The following is a 20,038-nucleotide window of genomic DNA, read 5'->3' as shown; positions in this document are numbered from 1 at the left end:
TTGTATATTTGTATGAAATTAAAAATACCAAACTATGAAAAAATTATTTTTATTAGCTGTTCTTGCCGTTACGTTCGCGTCGTGCAAGTCTACATCAGCTACAAACACCAAGGTTGACAACAAGACCGAGCGTTTGATGAAAGGAAACTGGGTAATCAGTTCTGTTTCTTATCCGGGTTCAGAGTACATTAAAGTTTCTTCGTTCCAATTGGCAGATTCTAAATGCTTCGAAGGAAGTACATGGAAATTCGTTTCCAACAACAACAAAGGCGACATGGCCTTGACGAATCCTACATGTGCTGGATTTAGTTCACCAATTACTTGGTTTGTGAACAAAGAAGGACAATTTGTATTGAAGGTTTTAAGTGCTGGCGACAAAGCAAAAAAAGTTAGAGATGGTTATGTTTTGAATGTAGCCAATCAAACAGAAACATCTTTCCAATTGGTTGATAGAATCGACGTTGGAGGAAAAATGACAGATGTTGTATATCAATTTCAAAAAGTAAACTAATAAAATAGCAAGATGAAAAAATTTTCTATAGTAGCATTAGCTGCATTAATGATGATAGGTTCAGTTCTTACAGGTTGTGAGGCTGCGAAAAATACAAACAAAACACAAAGAGGTGCCGGAATTGGTGCTGCAGCTGGAGCTGTAATTGGAGGTGTTTTAGGAAATAACCTTGGAAAAGGTGGAAACACGGCTCTTGGGGCTGTAATTGGTGGAGTTGTTGGTGGAGTTGCCGGTGGAGTTATCGGGAACAAGATGGACAAACAAGCTAGAGAGATCGATCAGGCTATTCCAGGTGCTGAAGTTGAAAGAGTTGGAGAAGGTATCAAATTGGTATTGAATGAAAATGCAGTGCGTTTTGATACTAGCAAATCTACTTTGACTGCTACTGCAAAAGGAAATTTGGATAAATTGGTAACGGTTTTCAACCAATATCCAGATACTGATATCGTAATTTTTGGATATACTGATAGTACTGGTAAAGTAGAGTTCAACCAAACTTTATCTGAGCAAAGAGCTGCTTCAGTAAAATCTTATTTGGTTTCTAAAGGGATTTCTGGGACCCGTTTTACTACAAAGGGTATGGGAATTGCTGATCCGATAGCAAGCAACGAAACTGTTGAAGGAAGAAGCCAGAACAGAAGAGTTGAATTTGCAATTACGGCAAATCAAAAAATGATTCAGGATGCTGAAAGAGAAGCTAAACAATAATTTTAGCTCGTAATTATATTGAAAGCTGTTTCGAGAGAAACAGCTTTTTTTGTTAAAACAAATTTTAAAATTGTTTGAAATCGAAGAATCAAGCTAGGTTCTGCACTTCGTTAAATGGGATTAATAGTTTGTTCAATCAGGTAATTCAATCTGCTGTTTTGCAAACCCTTTTTAAATGTTCGTTATTTTTGTTTATAAGTTCTCTTGTCTGTAGCTCAAGAGATTTCAATATTGTTACATCTGTTTCAAATCCAAAAAGTCTACTTATCCCAGTTTCTCTAGTCTGGACTAAAATTTTCATTTTATAGTTTTTTCCGTAAGTAGCTTTTTCCAATTTTTCAATCGCATCTTCAATGCTTTCGTTTTCAGTTTGAATTTTTACGGGTACTGGCATCCCATCACAATATTCTTTTAAAAAGCCATCAATTCCGGAATTACGTTGAACAGGAAAGGCATTTATGTTTTGAAGTATTGCAAGTTCTTTTTCTGTTTTTTCAAAATATTCATTTGTCCCCTTGTTCAATAAATTAGATGTAGAAATTATCATTTCTTCTAAACGTGAATTAGCCAACTCAACCGCATCAGCAGAAACGTCTATTCCGATAAAATTTCTTTTTAATGATTTTGCAGAAACACAAGTTGTTCCACTTCCACAAAACGGGTCAAGAACTAAATCTCCTTCATCAGTTGCAATATTTAAGATTTGATTTAGTAGGAGAACAGGTTTTTGAGTAGGATAACCTGTTCGTTCTTTTGCTTTGGGATTTAGATACGGAATTTCCCAAACGTCAGAAAGTGGCACACCTTTTTTTTCTTTCCCTAAAATTGGATTTCCACTGTCATCTCTTTTGTAAACCGATTTTCCATTTTCATTTTTTTCTCTGTCTTGTAAAATTTGGTCAAGATTTGTTGTAGCAGAATAGTCAGTATAAAGAGTGTTGAATTTAAAATCCTGTGTTTTGGAGTAAAAGAATATTACTTGATGTGAATTTAAAAGTCCTTTTTTTGCATTGGACCAACGCTTATAAGACCAAATAATCTCACTTTGAAAATTATCCCGTCCAAAAACTTTGTCCATAACAATTCTTATATTGTGTGAAGCTGTTTTGTCGCAATGTAGGAACACGCTTCCAGTGTCTTTTAAAACTCTTTTTGATTGCTCTAAAACATTTTCTATTACCGACAAATACTCTTCAATTGAATTATATTTATCGTCAAATTCATAAGTTTTAGAATTGTCTTTATTTGTCAAAGAGTGTTTTTTTTGTGTGAAAAATGGTGGGTCAAAATAAATCAAGTCAACTTTATTGGCTTCAATTTCTTTGAGTTTTTCAACACAATTCCCGTGAATTATTTTATTAATTTCCATCTTGAGGTGTTCTTTCGTTAGCAATTTCAGTTAAAATGGCTTTTAGGTCAACTCCAGAATATGCTTTTAAAAAATCCCAAGCTTCATCTCCACCATAATATTCCCCATCAACACCAGCGTAAAGTGTTTTTAGGGTTTGTTGAATTCTAATTGCTTGTAGTCTTTGTGGATAAAAGAACATAATTCTAATTGGCTTGTATCCGTGATTTTTGATGACTTGAACTCTTGTATGCTCTTTCGTAATATGGTCTCCATCAGTGGTGGCATCTTTCCACTTTACTTCAATAGCGTCATTATTATTTAAGAAGTCAATTTCAAATGTTTTAGGTCTTTGCCCTATAGTATTTTCTACTTTTGTCTTTATGCCTTCTGGAAACTTATAATTCAGGCATAAAGTCGCAGATGCTTCAAGAAAAGAACCTGCGTATTTATATAAAAAACGTCCCGTATTTTGATAACTGTCTATAAGTTGCCCTTGTTCAAGTGAAATTCCCAATACACGATAAATAAGATAGTGAGCATTGTCATCAGCTTTCATTTCTTCTGTTCTCGCTTCAATTTTACCTTTCAAGTTTGTTGAATAAACCTCTGCTAAATTCTTTATACTTTGTATTAATTCTTCCATTCTAAATTTCTCTATATAATTGGTTGCAAGTTACAAAATTTTAGTAAGCTAGTGCTTGGATAGAATGATTCATAACTTTTTAACTAGAAGAGCTATTGAAAATAGATGAAAGAAGAATCTGTGTTTTGATTAAAGAATTGACCTCAAGAAACCTACATTTTTTTTGAAAGACTTTTAACAAATGTTTTTATGTTTCAGAAATATTTGAAAGTAAATTTACATAAGATTTAAAACGACTCATTATGGCAACAACAAAAAGACCGAATGCTAAGAAGAAATTACTGGATGAAAATCAGATAATTACTTTATATATGGACTATGTTTTGGAGAAAAATAAAGCTCCAGAAAATGTCTATCTTTTTTGTAAGGAACACGGAATTGAAGAATCGGAGTTTTATACTTTTTTTGGTTCGCTCGATGCCATCAAGCAGGAAATTTGGGTAAAGTTTTTTGAGAATGCAATTGTTACGATAAATATAGAAGAAGCCTATGCAGGCTATTCCGAGAAGAATAAATTGCTGACGTTGTATTTTACCTTGTTTGAAATTTTTACTTTAAATAGAAGTTACATTGTTTATTCATTAAAGGAAAATAAAGAAGGTTTGAAAAATTTGCAAGCTTTGAAAGCGTTTAGAAAACAGTTCAAGGATTTTGTTGGAGGAATAATGAATTCGAATAGTGAAGAAAAAGAAAACAGGGTAAAGAAAATTACGAAACCTGTTTTTGCTGAAGGAGCATGGATTCAGTTTCTATTTATTTTGAAATTCTGGCTGGACGATACTTCGAAAGGTTTTGAAAAGACGGATATCTTGATTGAAAAATCAGTCAACACTTCTGCAGACTTGATGGATACCAAACCATTGGAAAGCTTGTTGGACTTAGGAAAGTTCATTTGGAAAGAAAAATTTAATTAGTAGCACAGACTGCGTGAGGGATTGAAGCGGAAATCCTTTTATTTTTTTCTTTAAAAAATAAAAGATTGGGAGCGGAAAGCCCGACAGCAAAAAAATGCGACAGCTTTTTTTTTGGTGGCACGCCCAAAATATAAATAAGATGAAAACTTTAGATAGAATTCCGACTACAAAGATTGAACGTGCTGGGCAACTGGTGAAAACGGGTTTCAAGATTGGTGGAAATTATATGGCATATTATGGCGAAAAAATAGTGAATCCTTCGCTTTCGAAGGATAAACTGAACGAGAATAATGCCGAGGATATTTATGATGGTTTGAAGAATTTGAAGGGAAGTGCCTTGAAAGTGGCACAGATGTTGAGTATGGACAAGAATATTATGCCGAGAGCTTATGTTGAGAAGTTCTCGTTGTCACAATTTTCGGTTCCGCCTCTGTCGGCTCCTTTGGTTCGAAAAACGTTCAAGAAATATCTGGGAGAATTTCCAGAAGCCATATACGATTCGTTCACTCCAGATTCTGTAAATGCAGCCAGTATCGGTCAGGTACACATGGCTGAAAAAGATGGGAAGAAACTTGCTGTGAAAATCCAATATCCTGGAGTGGCGGAAAGTATTAGTTCTGACTTGGCAATTGTAAAGCCTTTTGCTATTAAAATGTTCAATCTGCAAGGCAAAGATTCTGAAAAATATTTTAAGGAAGTCGAAAATAAATTGCTCGAAGAAACCGATTATGATTTAGAATTGAAGCAGGGAACTGAAATTGCAGTGGCTTGCGGAAAGATTCCGAATTTGAAATTTCCAAAGTATTATCCAGAATTGTCGTCCAAGAAAATCCTGACGATGGATTGGATGGAAGGCGAACATTTATCTGAATTCACAGCTCATAATACGGATAGAGCAAAAGGCGACAAACTCGGTCAGGCCTTATGGGATTTTTATATGTTCCAGATTCATAAATTGCGACAGGTTCATGCTGATCCGCATCCGGGGAATTTTTTGATTGATAAGGAAGCGAATTTAATTGCAATTGATTTTGGATGTATTAAGCAAGTTCCAGAAGATTTTTATGTTCCGTATTTTGAATTGGCAAATCCAGCTATCATTGATAATCTGAAGCTTTTTAATGCAAAATTATATGAGCTCGAAATTTTAAGAATGGATGATACAAAAGAAGAAGTCGAGTATTTTACAGGTTTATTTCATCAATTGTTGAGTTTGTTTACATTGCCTTTTCATGGAGAAAGTTTTGATTTTTCTAATGAAGAATTCTTTGGAAACATTGCCAAAATGGGAGAGGAGTTCTCTAAAGATACACAACTCAGGAAAATGAATGGTAATCGCGGTTCTAAACATTTTTTATACATCAACCGAACGTTTTTTGGTTTGTATAATTTACTGCACGATTTGAAAGCTAGGATTGATACAAAATCCTTTGAACAATATAGATAGATCATAGTTTTGGTTTTTGATTGAGAAGAGCACGTTTTGCAAAAAGCGTGCTCTTTTTCTTATAAAGTGTTGATTATAAGAATATTATTATTGTATTGACATATTTGTATAATAATTTGAATAACGTTATTAAATGTGTTGTTTTATGTGCAACTTGTGGAATATATATTAAGTATTATTGACTTTAATTGAGAATTTTATTTTGTGAAATGTTCATTTATTGTCGTTGGTCGGTTTTTTCGTACACTTCATCGAAAAACCTTTTAAAAGCCTTTAAACATTGATTTTTTTTGATTTGTTTATCATAAGTTTGAGACTAAATCGTCCCTAAATTATGAAAAAAACTAAAATAGCGTTAGACAAAATCTTTCGGCAAGAAGACAGTTCTATTCTTCTTCAAAAAGTAAATTCTTTCAATTTTTCAAAGATTTATTTCTTTCTATTTATGATTTGCAGTGCAAATCTCTATTCTCAAACTACCGTTATTTTGCCGAGTGGTTCTACAAATTGGACCGTGCCATGTGGTGTTACTTCTATTACTGTCGAAGTGTGGGGTGCCGGTGGTGCCGGTGGTGGTGTCACAGGGAACCCATCTGCTGGAGGTGGTGGTTCTGGAGGTGGTTATGTTAGTTCCACCTTTACAGTAACGCCAAATGCTTCGATAGCTTATTCAGTTGGAGCAGGAGGAAACGGAAGCAATGGAACAGTTAATAAAAACGGAGGCTCATCTTGGTTCATAAGCAACACAACCTTACTTGCAATTGGTGGTAATGGTGCTGCAAACCTAACTACCAATACTAACTTTGGAGCTGGTGCATTAGCACCTACAACAGGAAACATAGGAGGAACACTTGCAAGTTCTTACGGAGGTAGAGGTGGAAATGGAATAGATGCAGGAACAGATACCAGTGGTGGTGGTGGTTCTAGTGCTGGTACAACTGCTCCTGGAAATACAACTGGTATAACAGGAGGGACAGCTCCAACTAATGGGTATGCAGGTGCAAATGGAAGAAATAGCAATGACAACGGAATTACCGGAGGTGTAGGAGCCGGAGGTTCTGGCGGAAGAGCGAACACCGCAACTGATAGGCTTGGAGGCAACGGAGGAGCTGGTCAAATCCGAATAACTTATACCGTTGGAGCTGTTCCTTCATCCTCACTTCCTTATGGTAACAATGTGTGGAATGTTCACGCATGGAACGGTGGCGATATTTCGGGTGGCTCTGGAGCGTGGAGTACAGATTACAGAGGTTTTTATGTGAATTCAAATTTAGATTTTAATACAGTGGCTCACTGGGGAATCAATGCTTCTCCTTCCAGTGCAACAGGTTGGACTGGATGCACAGTGGATATCGATAATTTTTCCTTTGCAGCCAAAAGACAAGGTTTTCCTTGTGGGCTTTACCGCATCGATGTGCTGAGAAATGATGATATAGCTCAACTTTACATAAACGATATTTTAGTATGGAGCAGGGTCGATTGGAGTGGGGATGGTGCAACTCCTGCTTCAAATTTAAATGTTTGGACTGGCACTCTGGGTCCAAATGATAGGGTCGAACTCCGGATAAGTGAAGGTGCAGGTGGGGCAGACGGGCATATAACTTTTACAGTAGTTTCTCCAACAGCACCAACTTTAACAGGACCTGCTTCTAATATCATCTGTTCGGGAACTACTGCTACGCTAAATGCTACAGGAAGCAATGTTGCAACGGCTGCGTCAACGCTTTGGTTCCAAGGTGCATCTTGCCCGACAATTGGTTTTGTTCAGGAGTTTGAAACAATGCCTTATGTTGCCACTCAAACAACGGTTAATAGTTTGGCTTCAGGTATTCTCAATCTGACTTCCGCAAATGCGACACCTGCTGATCCTATGATTTATATGGAAGATGTACTTTTATCAGCCATAAACCCTACTGTTCAACGTTATATTTCGATGCGTTACCGAGTTGTTGCAGGAACAGCAATAATGACAGAAGTTTATTTTAAGAAAGGGGCTTTAGCTTTAGCCGAAGATAAAGTTGTGAGAGGTAATTTGATCAGCGATGGAAGCTGGCACGTACTTTCTATTGATATGGGTGCTAATTCGAATTGGAATAATACAGGTGGCAACATCACAGGCTGGCGTTTCGATTATACAACCGGTGCTAATGTAACTATGGAAATAGATTATATCGTTCTGGCTTCACTTCCCGTAATGGAGAATACAGCAACAGATGATTCCAGCATAATCGTTAGTCCAACGGTTAGTCCAACCAGCTATACTGTTTTAAAGGTTGCAGAATCCTCTTGCGGAACGCTTAGTGCGTGTTCAACAACTCAAATTTATGTCAATAAAACATGGATTGGAGGAACAGGAGATTGGAATGTTGCAGCAAATTGGTCGCCTTCTGGAGTTCCAACAAGCGATCAGTGTGTGGTTGGAACATCAGGAAATATTACTGTAAATGCGAATGGAAATGCAAAAAAAGTAACCCTTACCAACACAACAGCACTGACAATTCCTTCAAATAACACCTTGACGGTTGTTGATGAAATCAATATTGGTGTCAATGCTGCTTTCACCATTCAAGACAGTGGTAGTTTGGTTCAAGAAAATAACACGACGAATACGGGAAATATTACATTTATTCGTAACGCAAAACCAATGAAACGGTATGACTTTACTTATTGGTCATCTCCAGTAGCGGCACAAAATCTCGATGCTGTTTCTCCAATGACCTTGTTTGATAAATATTTCAGTTGGAACCCAACCACAGGAGCTTGGATCACGCATTCATCTGATACGGTTACCATGAAAGTTGGAAGAGGCTACATCATCCGTGCTCCACAATATTTCTCAACAACTACCCCTGCAAATTTCACGGCAAATTTCATCGGAACCCCAAACAATGGCGAAATCTCTTACACTGAATTTCAAGGCAGCGGAACTACTCAAGTATGGAACCTAATAGGAAATCCTTATCCATCGGCAATAGATATAGATTTATTTATTGGCGATCCAGACAATACAGAAGTAGGGGGAGCTATTTATCTTTGGACACACAATACTCCAGCTCTAGACAACGGATCGGGAACATTCAGTTATACAAGTAACGATTATGCCGTTTACAACAGTTCCGGTGGTATAGCAACTGCTGCTCCAAACGATCCAAATGACACTACTGATGACGATGATAATAATAGTACACCAATAAATGGTCACGTTGCTGCAGGTCAATCGTTTTTTATAAGAGGACTTGCTTCGGGAACTGTTAAGTTCAAAAACACAATGCGTATTGCAGGAAACAATTCCAACTTCTACAAACCTGTAGCAACAGATCCTGCAGAAAATTGGCAAACCACGGGTAAACATCGATTTTGGATCAACCTTCGAAACAATCAAGGAGCCTTCAATCAAGCATTAGTTGGTTATATAGAAGGAGCAACCGATGATATTGACCGTTTGTATGATGCGGAACTCTGGGGTGGAAATTATGTAACCATCTATTCTTTGTTCAATCAAAACAAACTGACTATTCAAGGGAAAGCACTTCCTTTTAATACTTCAGATGTTGTTCCTTTAGGATATAAAGCAACAATTGCAGGAACATTCAATATTAGTCTGGGCGGTTTCGACGGATTATTTGAAGGTCAAGACGTTTTCCTGAAAGATAATCTATTAAATACAATTCATAATTTGAAAGACGGAAACTATACTTTTACCTCTGCCATCGGAACATTTGATAACCGATTCGAAATTGTATATCAAAGTGAAGCACTAAGCACCGATAACCCAGAAAGCAATCCAGATAGCATCTTCATTTATAAGGATAGTAACTCAACAATAGCAGTTAATTCTGGACAGATTCTAATTGAAGAAATAAAGGTATATGACATATCCGGCAGACTTCTTTCTCAAGAAAAAAACATAAATAGGGCGAATACATTAATCAGAAATCTGCCCGAAACCCATCAAGTATTGATTGTTGAAGTAGTATCAGTAGATGGTTTCAAAACAACCAAGAAGATCGTCTTTTAAGGTTTCCAACCTATAAATTCATTACCGAAAACCATCAAAAGCAATTTTGATGGTTTTTTGTTAAAAGTAAGAGTCATTTTTGCAATTACTAAATATCAAATTCGGCTTCTCATCATCTTCAAATTACCTCCATCACTTTTATCTACGCTGCATTCTTTGTAAGTTTGCAGCTCATAAACCTAGCAATGCTTCAAGTCAATAACATTTCATTTTCATACGATACACAAACGGTCATCAATTCCGTTACTTTTAAACTTCAAAAAGGACAAAATCTTTCCATTATAGGCGAAAGCGGATGCGGAAAAAGCACACTGCTCAAACTCATTTATGGTTTGTATGACTTGAATGAAGGCGAAATTTTTTGGAAAGATAATCAAATACTTGGGCCAAAATTCCACTTAGTTCCAGGTGCTGATGAAATGAAATACCTCGCCCAAGATTTCGATTTGATGCCCTATATTACCGTTGAGGAAAATGTCGGGAAATTTCTGTCGAACATTTATCCAGATGAAAAAAAGGCTAGAATAAATGAACTTTTGGAGATGGTCGAGATGACTTCTTTCGCCAACACAAAAGTGAAGTACTTGAGTGGAGGTCAACAGCAACGTGTGGCTTTGGCAAGGGTTTTGGCTTTGGAACCCGAAGTTTTGTTGCTCGACGAACCTTTTAGCAACATCGACAGTTTTAGAAAAGGTGCTTTACGCAGAAATTTATTTGCCTATTTGAAGCACAAGGAAATTACCTGTATCATTGCCACTCATGACAGCATCGATGCGTTGTCTTTTTCTGACGAAACGATTGTGATGAAAAATGGTGCAATTGTCAGCCATGATTTCTCGAAAAATGTCTATCTGAAACCAAAAGATAAATATGTAGCTTCGCTTTTTGGAGAAGTAAACGAGATAAAATTGCACAACCTGGTGGAAACCGAAGACAAGGAAAAAACAATCTTGCTGTATGCCAGCGAATTATATTTAACTGATATTTCAGATCTGATTGTTACTGTAAAACAATGCTATTTCAAAGGAAATAATTATTTGATAAAAGCAGTTTTCGAACGAAAAGTCATCTTCTTCGAAAATCCTTTTAGTATTTCTGAAAATGAGGTGGTTTGCCTTTCGGCAGATGAGGAAATTGTAGAGATGAGAAAATAGAAAGTAGAGAATTGAAAATAGAAATAAATAAATAAAAAAAGAGGAAAGCAACATATCTTTCCTCTTTTTTCTTTTCTCTATCCCTCAAGTTGGACTAGTTCTTCAAATGCTTCTCCAAGAACTGATCTTGTTCCCAAAGCAAGTGCAAAATATTTTCTTTAGCAACATATCCATGACTTTCTTTTGGAAGAATCACCATTCTCACTGGAGCTCCCAAACCTTTCAATGCCTGAAAATAACGTTCAGTTTGAAGCGTGAAAGTTCCTGGATTGTTATCGGCTTCACCATGCGTCAACAATAATGGTGTTTTCATTTTGTCGGCATTCATGAAAGGCGACATGGTGTTGTAAACCTCTGGCGATTCCCAGTAATTTCGTTGTTCACTTTGGAAACCAAATGGCGTCAACGTTCTGTTATAAGCTCCACTTCTTGCAATTCCACAAGCAAATAGGTTAGAGTGTGTCAATAGATTTGCCGTCATAAAAGCTCCATAAGAATGCCCGCCAACAGCCACTTTCTTCGGATTGATGTAACCCAATTTATCCACAGCATTGATGGCAGCTTCTGCATTATCAACCAACTGTGAGATAAAATTGTCGTTTGGTTCTGTTGTTCCCTCTCCTACAATCGGGAACGAAGCATCGTCTAGCACTGCATATCCTTTTGTAACCCAATACACAAACGAACCATAGTAGGGAAACGTAAATTCATTTGGATTTTGAGCACTTTGTCCAGCACTATTTTTATCCTTAAATTCTTCTGGGTAAGCCCAAATCAGTAAAGGCAATTTTTCTTTTTTAGTTTTATCATAACCCGCTGGCAAATATAAAGTTCCGGAAAGTTCAACACCGTCTTTTCTTTTGTATTTGATCACTTCTTTATGAACGTTCTTGATGCTTTCGAAAGGATTTTTGAAATTGGTAATTTGGGTCAAGCTATTTTTCTTCTTGATGTTTCTGAAGTAATAATTTGGATACTCTGTTTTCGATTGAATCTGAACCAAAACATCACCTTTCTTGAAATCTTCGATAGAGAAAATGTTCTCAATTTTGTCTTTATAATTGGATTGATACAATCTTTTTGTTTTCAAACTCTTGATGTTGAATTCATCCACAAACGGAAATTGTCCGTCTTTTGTGTGACCTTGACCAAGCAAATAGGCATTGTCGCCTTCAAGTGCCAAAACATATCTTCCGTATTGGTTTTTCACGGTTTCAAAACTCCCCGGATCAGAATAGATATCCTGCGAATTCCTGTCCCAAACCAATTGTGGCTTTTCATTTGGTTTTGATGGATTGATAAAGAAAGTTCTTTCATTTCGTGTGTCATACCATTGGTCGAATAAAACAGCTGTATTGTCATTTCCCCAAGTGATTCCGCCGTAACGTTGTCCTGTTTTCACCAAAGAAGTTGGATTTCCTGCAAATGGAGCTTCCCATAAAAATACTTCGTCTCTAAATTCTACTTTATTGGCAGGATCTCCTTCATCCAAAGCTTCCACAAACGATAATGTTGCAGGCGTGTCGGCTCTCCAGCCCATGCTTCTTTTCCCTTTTCTAACGGCCATAAAACCTTTTGGGATAATTTCGTTTAAAGGAACTTCGTTTACGGTTTTTACTGCTTTTCCAGCTTTATCATAAACTACAGTTTTAGAGGGAAAACGGCTCAAAGGAACAATATAAGAAAATGGTTTTTGAATCGTTGTAACCATCAAATAGTTTCCGTCAGGCGAAAAAGTTTCTCCAGCATACATATCAGCTTGCATAAACAAAGTGGAAGTTCCGTTGAGGTTGACTTTGTATAATTCAGCATTCACAAGCGACTCAAAATTAGTTTCATCCGTTTTATTTTTCAATAAATCCTGATAGGTTCTGTTTTGCGATTTTGATCCATCGGCTGTAGAAACGATTGGTCCAGTCGGAATGTCTTTTGCGGCATTGATTAAAGCAGGGCGGTTTTTTGGAAGCATTTTCACCAAAATCGTTTCGTTGTCTTTGAACCAACTGAACGGATTTCCAAGATTTGCATTTACTGTTGCTTCTGTTAATTTTGTGGCTTTCGCCGAAGCTACATCGAGTACCCAAAGTTCGACTCCTGTTGCCGTTGTGTGCGAAAAAGAAATTTTCTTCTCGTTTGGCGACCACGAAACGTTTGCAATTTTAGGATTTGAAGGCAAACCTGTCACCTGAATTTCCTCTTTTCCAGAAACTTTTCTAACTTTTAAATTGTTGATGTAGGTTACCGTACTCGAAATATTGGTAACCGGGTTGATTCTCAAACCTCCCAACTTCATTTCATCCTGATTTAAATCGTCAAGGGTTTTATAGGTATTGCGGTAGGAAAGCAACATGTATTCCTTTTTGGTATCCATTGATACGGATGGAGCTCTTTCATAATCTACTAAATCAAGGATTTCCTTGGATGGTTTTTGATAGGTGAGGTTTTCCTGTGCGATTCCAAAAAAGCCGATAAATAAGAACGAAAAAAGTGTGAATTTCAATTTCATTGTTCGTTTGTTTTTAATTAATAAAGTATAAGTCTAATATAAAGGCAAGATGTTACATTTTAAAGATAAATTGTCTTTTTAATTAAATCCCCAACTGGAAGGAAAATCCTCTTTATATTTTTCTTTAAAAATGAAAATTTACAAGGAAAGTGCTAACTGTCTGGCGACAGGTAAGAATGGATTCTAAAAAAAAAGTTTGTGCTACTGAAAAAACTATTCTTCTAAAAAAGCTCCGCATTTGTAGCAGAATTCGGCTGTATTTCGATGGTCGTTTGTGCCACATTTTTTGCAGGCTCCAGGCAAAAGGGTCCTTGTTTTTCTACCGCTTGCCAATTCGGCGGTTACGATTCCAGTTGGAACGGCGATGATTCCGTAACCCAAAATCATGATAAACGAGGCGATGATTTTGCCGAGTGGTGTTATGGGTGCGATGTCGCCATAGCCTACGGTTGTTAGTGTCACGATACACCAATAGATGCTGGTTGGTATGCTTGTGAAACCGCTTTCGGGACTTTCGACTACAAACATAACGGCTCCTAAAAGGATGGAAATGATGAAAACGAAATAGATGAAAACGATGATTTTGGTTTTACTGGCGTTGATGGCCAGTTTGAGTTGTGAGGCTTGACCTGAAAATTGAACCAAATTTAAGATTCTAAAGAGTCTTAAAAGTCGCAAGGCTCGGACAACGGTTAGGATTTTTGTACTTGGAATGAAAAAAGAGAGATACATTGGTAAAATCGAAATCAAGTCGATGATTCCGTAGAAACTAAAAATGTATTTTAATGGTTTTCTGCTGGAAATGATTCGTAAAATGTACTCGATGGAGAAGAAAATGGTGATAATCCATTCGGAAATGATAAAGAAATCGTGGTAAATTATGTCTAAACTTTCGACACTTTCGAGCATTACCAAAAAGACGCTCAAGAGAATGACAAACAAAAGAATGATGTCAAATAGCCTTCCTGCGGGAGTGTTTACGCCATGTATGATGATGTTTACTCTTTGACGAAAGATGTCGTAAGGTGTCTTGCAGTCTTTGTTTTTCATACGGTCTAAAATACGGAAACTATTTTAAAAACGAACAATTTTGTGGTATTTGCTTTTTTTGAGGTAGCCAAGTATGATATTTTTTGAATCGCGGTTGTTTGGCAATGGCGTGATGACGTTTTTGAGGACTTCGATGTTGCTGATTTGATAGTTCAAATCATAGAAAGCATAGCCTAAAAGTATCCCGTTTTCGAGCACGACGGCACTTTTTTCTTGGATATTTCGACCCCTTTCAATGATAATCATGTTCTGATTTTGGTATTCATTGTTGGCCAAAAAATCTTCAGCACGAAGGTTGTATTCTTCTGGAGTTTCTTTTTGGATACAAGCTCCATTGCATTGATTGAGTTGATAGGGGAAACAATTGGTTTTTGGATTGTCGAGTCCGTTTATTTTTTGGCACAGATTGTATTTTTCAGTAAATTGAAACAATTTATTTTGTGCTTCCTGATGCGTTGCAAAAGAGGCAATTTCTTTTTTTCGCATATCCGATTTTTCCAAAACAATTGCGAGATAACCATTGTCGTTCACTTTTGAATAGAGCGACCAAGGGAAAATGGTTTTGCGTAAAGCCCTATTATAATTGGGTTTGTTGACTTTTATTTCTTCGGATTCTTTTAACAAAGCGATTAGTTCGGTTCCGGTTTCTTCGTAGGAAACATCAAAAACTTCGGCTTGAATTTTTTTTTCTTTTCGTGCCGAACCTGTAAAATGCTGGTTCACTCGTTTTTTGATATTTCGGCTTTTGCCGATGTAAATGATGTCGCCATTTTCGTTATGGATGTAATAAATTCCGGTTGTTGAAGGCAATTTTGAAACGATATCTAAAAGTTTCGGAGCCAATTTTTTCTCGACTTCGGTTTTGATGAAGGTTTTCACGACTTCTTTCTCCAAATCTTTGTCCAGAAGCATTTTGAATAATTTCACGGTTGCCAAAGCATCTCCCGAAGCGCGATGTCTGTCGGCCATTGGAATTCCGAGTGCTCGAACTAATTTTCCTAAACTGTAGGAAGGCTGTTCGGGGATTAATTTTTTCGCTAATTCTACCGTACAAATGTTATGGCATTCAAAATCGTATCCCAAACGAGCAAATTCAGTTCGAAGGATTCGATAATCAAATTGGGCATTGTGTGCGACAAGAATAGTGTCTTGTGTAATTTCGATGATGCGTTTTGCAACTTCATAAAATTTTGGAGCACTCTGTAACATGGCATTATTTATGCCGGTCAATTTCACCACAAAAGGTTGAATCGGCTTTTCAGGATTGACCAAACTAATAAATTGATCGACAATTTCGTGTCCGTCGAATTTATAGATGGCAATTTCCGTAATTCCTTCTTCGTTGAATTGGCCTCCGGTGGTTTCTATGTCGAGTATTGTGTACAAAAAAGTTGTCAGTTATCAGTTGTGAGTTGTCAGTTTCTTCGTTTGTCGATAATTTTATCTCGTTCCAAATATACTACTTCCAATCCGAACCATTGTACTACCGCATTCAATTGCTAGTTGATAATCGCCGGACATTCCCATCGAAAGAGTTGTTAGTTGGGGGGTATTAGTTTTTAGTTTGTCGAAAATTGACTTTAAATGTAAAAATTCTTTCTTGATTTGGTCTTGGTTTTCGGTGAAGGTTGCCATTCCCATCAAGCCTTTTATTTGTATGTTTTTTAGTTTGTCTTGCTCAACTTGTTTCAGAATCTCATTTAGCTCTTCTTCATTTAATCCAAATTTTGTTTCTTCTTCTGCAATATGTATTTGCAAAAGACAATCGATAATTCTATTGTATTTTAAAGCTTGTTTGTTTATTTCTTCCAATAATTTCAAGGAGTCTACACCGTGAATCAAACTCACAAATGGAGCCATAAATTTGACTTTGTTGGTTTGAACGTGTCCAATCATGTGCCATTCGATGTCTTTTGGCATTTGCTCAAACTTCTCTGCCATTTCTTGGATTTTATTCTCTCCAAAGATTCGTTGTCCGGCTTCGTAGGCTTCCATCAAATCGGAAACGGGTTTTGTTTTTGAAACTGCAACAAGAGTTACGTTTTCTGGCAGTGTGGATTTTATTTCGAGTAGGTTGTTTTTTATTGACATAAATTTATTTATAAACTTTGTCATTCCGACGAAGGAGGAATCTCCATTAGTTGAGTTTCTTGTGAAGATTCCTCCTTCGTCGGAATGACACTATTGTGGTATCAAAATCTTTTAATCTTTCAATCCTTAAATCTTTCAATCAAATCTCATACACAACCAAACCACTTCTAAACTTCGGGTCGATGTAGGTGCTTTTTGGAGGCATAATCAAATTGTTATCGGCCAATTCTTTTATTTCTGCAATATCGGTTGGAAAAAGCATAAATCCTAGTTCAAATTCGCCTTCATCCACAACTTCTTTGATTGTAATAATTGATTGTTTTCCGGGAATATAATCGATTCTTTCATCATTTCTTAAATCCTCAATTCCGAGTATTGGATTTAATACTTTTTCGTATAATATTTGAGCATCAAGCCGTTCCAAAACCGAAGTGAAACTGTGTTCGTCTTTCAAAGTTAAAGAATAAAATTCGCCATCGAGATACATTCCGAATTCGAATTTTTTTGTGGGTTTCCAAAGTTCTTGTTCTTTATTTTTAAGCCAAAAACTTTCAGATAATTTATTCAGAAATTCTTCTTTTGAGTGTCCGTTCAAATCTCTGATGATTCTGTTGTATTCGTATATTTTGACGTTGCTTTCTGCAATTAGAAAGCTCATAAAATAATTCAGGTTTTCGTTTCCGGAAGCTTTATCTTCTTCATATAATAATTCTGCCGAAGCCGAACGGTGGTGTCCATCGGCAATATATAAATCGCCAATTTCAACGAATTTTTCCTGAAGCCAGGCGATTTCGTTTATGTCTTCAATTTTCCAAAGGATGTGTTTTTCTCTTTTGGTTGTGGAGAATTCGTATAATGAGTCAGTTTGCTTTTTATCTGAAATCCAAGTGGTTAATTCAGAATTGTCGGGATAGGTTATCAAAACGGGCTCGGTATTGAAACCTGTTCTGTGAAGATAATCTTTGAACAATTCTACACGATATTGCAACGTGTCTTCGTGTCGTTTGATGACATTATTTTGATAATCTTCGATGGAAGTTCCGGCAATTATTCCAGTAAAAGTTTGGATTTTGGTTTGGATTTCGTAGATGAAAAAGACCGGTTTTTCTTCCTTGATTAAAACAACTTCTTCCTTAAAGTCATTGTATTTCTGGGCAACGAGTTTAAATCTTTTTTCCAATCCGATTTTTTGCTGGTTGACATAGGCCGGATTCAAGACGTGAAGAAATGAAAACGGATTGAAATCCAACTGCGAAGCTAATTCTGCTGGAGAATATTCATCATAGGAACGCGAAGTTACCAAGCTGACTTTGTCGCGAGTTGGTCGGACGGCTTTGAAAGGGATTATTTTTGCCAAAATCTTTTTTGTTTAAAGTTTAAGGTTCCTAACAGGTTTTCAAAACCTGTTAGGTTTGTTTGATTTAAACTATCGGGTTTTTAAAACCTGTTTAGTTTTGGGTTCTTAATACCTAACAGGTTTTGAAAACCTGTTAGGTATTGACAAAGATTGGGAAACTAGCGTTTAAAAAGTGCCTAAAGTTTTCATTTAGCCCCGATTGGAGCAAATATCCTTTTTTGTTTTTTCTTTAAAAACAAAAAAGATATTGTGGAAAGCGGGAATAGGGTTTAATTTATTCCTGATGGTTTGCTCCAAAAAAAAATAAACACCTACAAGGTTTTGGAAACCTTGCAGGAGTTATTTTAAGAAAACTGTTTCGCTACTTTTTCGGCCTTTTTGCTTTCGTAATAATCATAGAATCCTTCGCCTGATTTCACGCCTAATTTTCCGGCACGAACCATATTCACTAAAAGCGGACAAGGTGCATATTTTGGGTTTTTGAAACCTTCGTACATTACATTCAGAATCGCAAGGCAAACGTCAAGTCCAATAAAATCAGCCAATTGCAATGGTCCCATCGGGTGAGCCATTCCTAATTTCATTACCGTATCGATTTCGTAAACGCCTGCAACTCCGTTGTATAGAGTTTCGATGGATTCGTTGATCATCGGCATTAAAATTCTGTTGGCCACAAAACCTGGATAATCGTTTACTTCAACTGGAGTTTTTCCTAATTTTTCGGATAATTCCATGATGATTTTAGTCACTTCATCAGAGGTATTGTAACCGCGAATGATTTCAACGAGCTTCATAATTGGCACCGGATTCATAAAGTGCATCCCGATAACACGTTCAGGATGAGCGACAACGGCTCCGATTTGCGTGATGGAAATCGACGAAGTGTTGGTTGCCAAAATTGTATTGTGTGAACAAGCTTCGTTTAATTGCTTAAAAATATTCAGTTTTAATTCTACATTTTCAGTTGCGGCTTCAACTACTAAATCAACACCAACAACACCGTCTTTAATATCAGTATAGGTGATGATATTGCTGATTGTTTTCATTTTATCGTCTTCAGAAATGGTTCCTTTAGCAACCATTCTGTCCAAGTTTCCTGCGATTGTCGCCATTCCTTTGTCAAGAGATTTTTCTGAAACATCGATTAGTTTTACGGTAAATCCGCTTTGTGCAAAAGTGTGGGCGATTCCGTTGCCCATTGTTCCGGCTCCGATTACGGCTATGTTTTTCATTTTTATTTATTAAAAGATTTAAAAATTTTAGGATTGAAAGATTTATTGTCTTTCTATTTCTTTTCTGATTTCTTGAAGCAATTGTTCTTCTGAAGGCAGAATTAATTCGTATTGGCTGGCTAAAATAGTCTTGTTGGTTTCGGGTAATGAGAATTTTACGACTGCATTGTTTTTGTCTGCACAAAGTAAAATTCCGATGGTTGGTTTTTCGTGTTCAAGTTTTTCAATTCGGTCATAATAATTGACATACATCTGGAGTTGACCCAAATCTTCGTGTGTTAACTTATGCGTTTTTATTTCGAAAATGATAGAACATTGTAGGATTCTATTGTAAAAAACCAAATCGATAAAAAAATCATCGCCATCAAGATGGATTCTTTTTTGTCGCGAAACAAATGAAAATCCGTTGCCTAATTCCAGAAGAAAATCTTGCAGATGCGTGATGATTGCCTGTTCTAAATCTTTTTCATAATAGGCAGATTCACGTCTCAAACCGAGAAATTCTAAAACCATTGGGTCTTTGATAATTTCGGATGGATTGGTTGGAAGTTTTTCATTTCGAGCAACTGCCAAAACGCTTTCTGTGTCGTTGCTTAACAACAATCGTTCAAATAATTGACTGTTTATTTGGCGTTCCATTTGCCGAACCGACCAATTGTTTTTTACGGTTTCGGCTATGTAATATTCTCTTTTGTCTTCATTTTCAATGCGTAACAATAATCGATAATGTGTCCAACTCAATTGTGAACGCAGTGAGTTCACAATTGGAAAAGTTCTATAAAACTGGCGGTACCAATTTAAATTTCTGTAAGAAAATCCACTTCCAAATTCAGGAGTTAGTTGTTCAGAAAGATATTTAATCAGATAATTTCCGTATTCAGCACGGTCTTTTCCTTGCTGTTCTTCATTGAAAATGCGTTCGCCAATATACCAATACAATAAAGTTCTCTGGAAATCAACCGAACGAACGGCAGTTTCTCTTGCATTTGCAATGAGATTCTTGATTTCGAGAAGAAGGTTGTTATTGGTTAGCATCTATAGAATTAAAAGATTTAA

The 20,038-nt window shown here is 36.5% G+C and carries 15 protein-coding genes; 6 read left to right on the top strand and 9 right to left on the bottom strand.

Annotated elements, in window-relative coordinates; translation table 11 throughout:
* Positions 1-34: 34 nt before the first annotated feature.
* Together J2X31_RS00210 and J2X31_RS00205 are read left to right on the top strand one after the other, a co-directional pair.
* Positions 35-511 carry a lipocalin family protein gene (locus tag J2X31_RS00210; RefSeq protein WP_310023484.1) on the top strand — a complete coding sequence of 159 codons (477 nt, stop codon included), beginning with the start codon at positions 35-37 and terminating at the stop codon, positions 509-511.
* Between the two features lie 12 nt (positions 512-523).
* The gene (locus tag J2X31_RS00205; protein ID WP_310023483.1) at positions 524-1,219 is read left to right on the top strand and encodes a YiaD family glycine zipper/OmpA-like lipoprotein; all 696 of its coding nucleotides are present in this window, start codon (positions 524-526) and stop codon (positions 1,217-1,219) included.
* A gap of 145 nt (positions 1,220-1,364) precedes the next feature.
* On the opposite strand, the gene J2X31_RS00200 is transcribed toward J2X31_RS00205, so the two are convergent.
* On the bottom strand, positions 1,365-2,588 hold the full coding sequence (locus J2X31_RS00200; protein WP_310023482.1) for a DNA-methyltransferase: 1,224 nt from the start codon (positions 2,586-2,588) through the stop codon (positions 1,365-1,367).
* Positions 2,578-3,213 carry an ApaLI family restriction endonuclease gene (locus tag J2X31_RS00195; protein ID WP_310023480.1) on the bottom strand — a complete coding sequence of 212 codons (636 nt, stop codon included), beginning with the start codon at positions 3,211-3,213 and terminating at the stop codon, positions 2,578-2,580. The genes J2X31_RS00200 and J2X31_RS00195 overlap by 11 nt, the downstream gene beginning before the upstream one ends.
* 242 nt (positions 3,214-3,455) lie before the next feature.
* Between J2X31_RS00195 and J2X31_RS00190 the strand changes: the two genes are divergently transcribed.
* From J2X31_RS00190 to J2X31_RS00175, 4 genes are all read left to right on the top strand, one after another.
* Positions 3,456-4,127, top strand: coding sequence for a TetR family transcriptional regulator C-terminal domain-containing protein (locus J2X31_RS00190; protein ID WP_310023479.1), 672 nt, complete (start codon positions 3,456-3,458; stop codon positions 4,125-4,127).
* Between the two features lie 139 nt (positions 4,128-4,266).
* A complete protein-coding gene (locus tag J2X31_RS00185) occupies positions 4,267-5,574 on the top strand; it encodes an ABC1 kinase family protein (RefSeq protein WP_310023478.1) in 1,308 nt (435 codons plus the stop codon).
* A gap of 334 nt (positions 5,575-5,908) precedes the next feature.
* Complete coding sequence (locus J2X31_RS00180; protein WP_310023477.1) at positions 5,909-9,592, top strand: RemA C-terminal-like gliding motility protein; 3,684 nt, start codon at positions 5,909-5,911, stop codon at positions 9,590-9,592.
* 185 nt (positions 9,593-9,777) lie between these two features.
* Positions 9,778-10,746: an ABC transporter ATP-binding protein gene (locus tag J2X31_RS00175; RefSeq protein ID WP_310023475.1), complete on the top strand. Its 969-nt coding sequence runs from the start codon at positions 9,778-9,780 to the stop codon at positions 10,744-10,746.
* A 94-nt stretch (positions 10,747-10,840) separates the two neighbouring features.
* Here J2X31_RS00175 and J2X31_RS00170 read toward each other — a convergent pair whose 3' ends face one another.
* From J2X31_RS00170 to J2X31_RS00140, 7 genes are all read right to left on the bottom strand, one after another.
* Positions 10,841-13,252: a S9 family peptidase gene (locus tag J2X31_RS00170; protein ID WP_310023473.1), complete on the bottom strand. Its 2,412-nt coding sequence runs from the start codon at positions 13,250-13,252 to the stop codon at positions 10,841-10,843.
* Positions 13,253-13,465: 213 nt separating this feature from the next.
* Positions 13,466-14,302: an ion transporter gene (locus tag J2X31_RS00165; RefSeq protein WP_310023471.1), complete on the bottom strand. Its 837-nt coding sequence runs from the start codon at positions 14,300-14,302 to the stop codon at positions 13,466-13,468.
* A 24-nt stretch (positions 14,303-14,326) separates the two neighbouring features.
* Positions 14,327-15,688, bottom strand: a complete 1,362-nt coding sequence (locus J2X31_RS00160) for an exonuclease domain-containing protein (protein ID WP_310023470.1) — start codon at positions 15,686-15,688, stop codon at positions 14,327-14,329.
* A 54-nt stretch (positions 15,689-15,742) separates the two neighbouring features.
* Entirely contained in the window at positions 15,743-16,393 is a 651-nt protein-coding gene (locus J2X31_RS00155) for a YggS family pyridoxal phosphate-dependent enzyme (protein ID WP_310023469.1), read from the bottom strand.
* Between the two features lie 139 nt (positions 16,394-16,532).
* Positions 16,533-17,750: a DUF1015 domain-containing protein gene (locus tag J2X31_RS00150; protein WP_310023468.1), complete on the bottom strand. Its 1,218-nt coding sequence runs from the start codon at positions 17,748-17,750 to the stop codon at positions 16,533-16,535.
* 344 nt (positions 17,751-18,094) lie between these two features.
* Positions 18,095-18,982, bottom strand: coding sequence for a 3-hydroxybutyryl-CoA dehydrogenase (locus J2X31_RS00145; RefSeq protein WP_310023467.1), 888 nt, complete (start codon positions 18,980-18,982; stop codon positions 18,095-18,097).
* 42 nt (positions 18,983-19,024) lie between these two features.
* Positions 19,025-20,017, bottom strand: coding sequence for a PDDEXK nuclease domain-containing protein (locus J2X31_RS00140; RefSeq protein ID WP_310023466.1), 993 nt, complete (start codon positions 20,015-20,017; stop codon positions 19,025-19,027).
* Positions 20,018-20,038 lie beyond the last annotated feature (21 nt).

The organism is Flavobacterium arsenatis, assembly GCF_031456785.1.
Taxonomy (GTDB): Bacteria; Bacteroidota; Bacteroidia; order Flavobacteriales; family Flavobacteriaceae; genus Flavobacterium; species Flavobacterium arsenatis.
Note: the sequence above shows the minus strand (reverse complement) of the source record. Positions and strands in the feature narration are given on the sequence as shown.

What these genes read in the sequence shown, in the direction of transcription:
- J2X31_RS00210 (WP_310023484.1), top strand. Translation starts at nt 35, where the DNA reads ATGAAAAAATTATTTTTATTAGCTGTTCTTGCCGTTACGTTCGCGTCG.
- J2X31_RS00205 (WP_310023483.1), top strand. Translation starts at nt 524, where the DNA reads ATGAAAAAATTTTCTATAGTAGCATTAGCTGCATTAATGATGATAGGT.
- J2X31_RS00200 (WP_310023482.1), bottom strand. Translation starts at nt 2,588, where the DNA reads ATGGAAATTAATAAAATAATTCACGGGAATTGTGTTGAAAAACTCAAA.
- J2X31_RS00195 (WP_310023480.1), bottom strand. Translation starts at nt 3,213, where the DNA reads ATGGAAGAATTAATACAAAGTATAAAGAATTTAGCAGAGGTTTATTCA.
- J2X31_RS00190 (WP_310023479.1), top strand. Translation starts at nt 3,456, where the DNA reads ATGGCAACAACAAAAAGACCGAATGCTAAGAAGAAATTACTGGATGAA.
- J2X31_RS00185 (WP_310023478.1), top strand. Translation starts at nt 4,267, where the DNA reads ATGAAAACTTTAGATAGAATTCCGACTACAAAGATTGAACGTGCTGGG.
- J2X31_RS00180 (WP_310023477.1), top strand. Translation starts at nt 5,909, where the DNA reads ATGAAAAAAACTAAAATAGCGTTAGACAAAATCTTTCGGCAAGAAGAC.
- J2X31_RS00175 (WP_310023475.1), top strand. Translation starts at nt 9,778, where the DNA reads ATGCTTCAAGTCAATAACATTTCATTTTCATACGATACACAAACGGTC.
- J2X31_RS00170 (WP_310023473.1), bottom strand. Translation starts at nt 13,252, where the DNA reads ATGAAATTGAAATTCACACTTTTTTCGTTCTTATTTATCGGCTTTTTT.
- J2X31_RS00165 (WP_310023471.1), bottom strand. Translation starts at nt 14,302, where the DNA reads ATGAAAAACAAAGACTGCAAGACACCTTACGACATCTTTCGTCAAAGA.
- J2X31_RS00155 (WP_310023469.1), bottom strand. Translation starts at nt 16,393, where the DNA reads ATGTCAATAAAAAACAACCTACTCGAAATAAAATCCACACTGCCAGAA.
- J2X31_RS00145 (WP_310023467.1), bottom strand. Translation starts at nt 18,982, where the DNA reads ATGAAAAACATAGCCGTAATCGGAGCCGGAACAATGGGCAACGGAATC.
- J2X31_RS00140 (WP_310023466.1), bottom strand. Translation starts at nt 20,017, where the DNA reads ATGCTAACCAATAACAACCTTCTTCTCGAAATCAAGAATCTCATTGCA.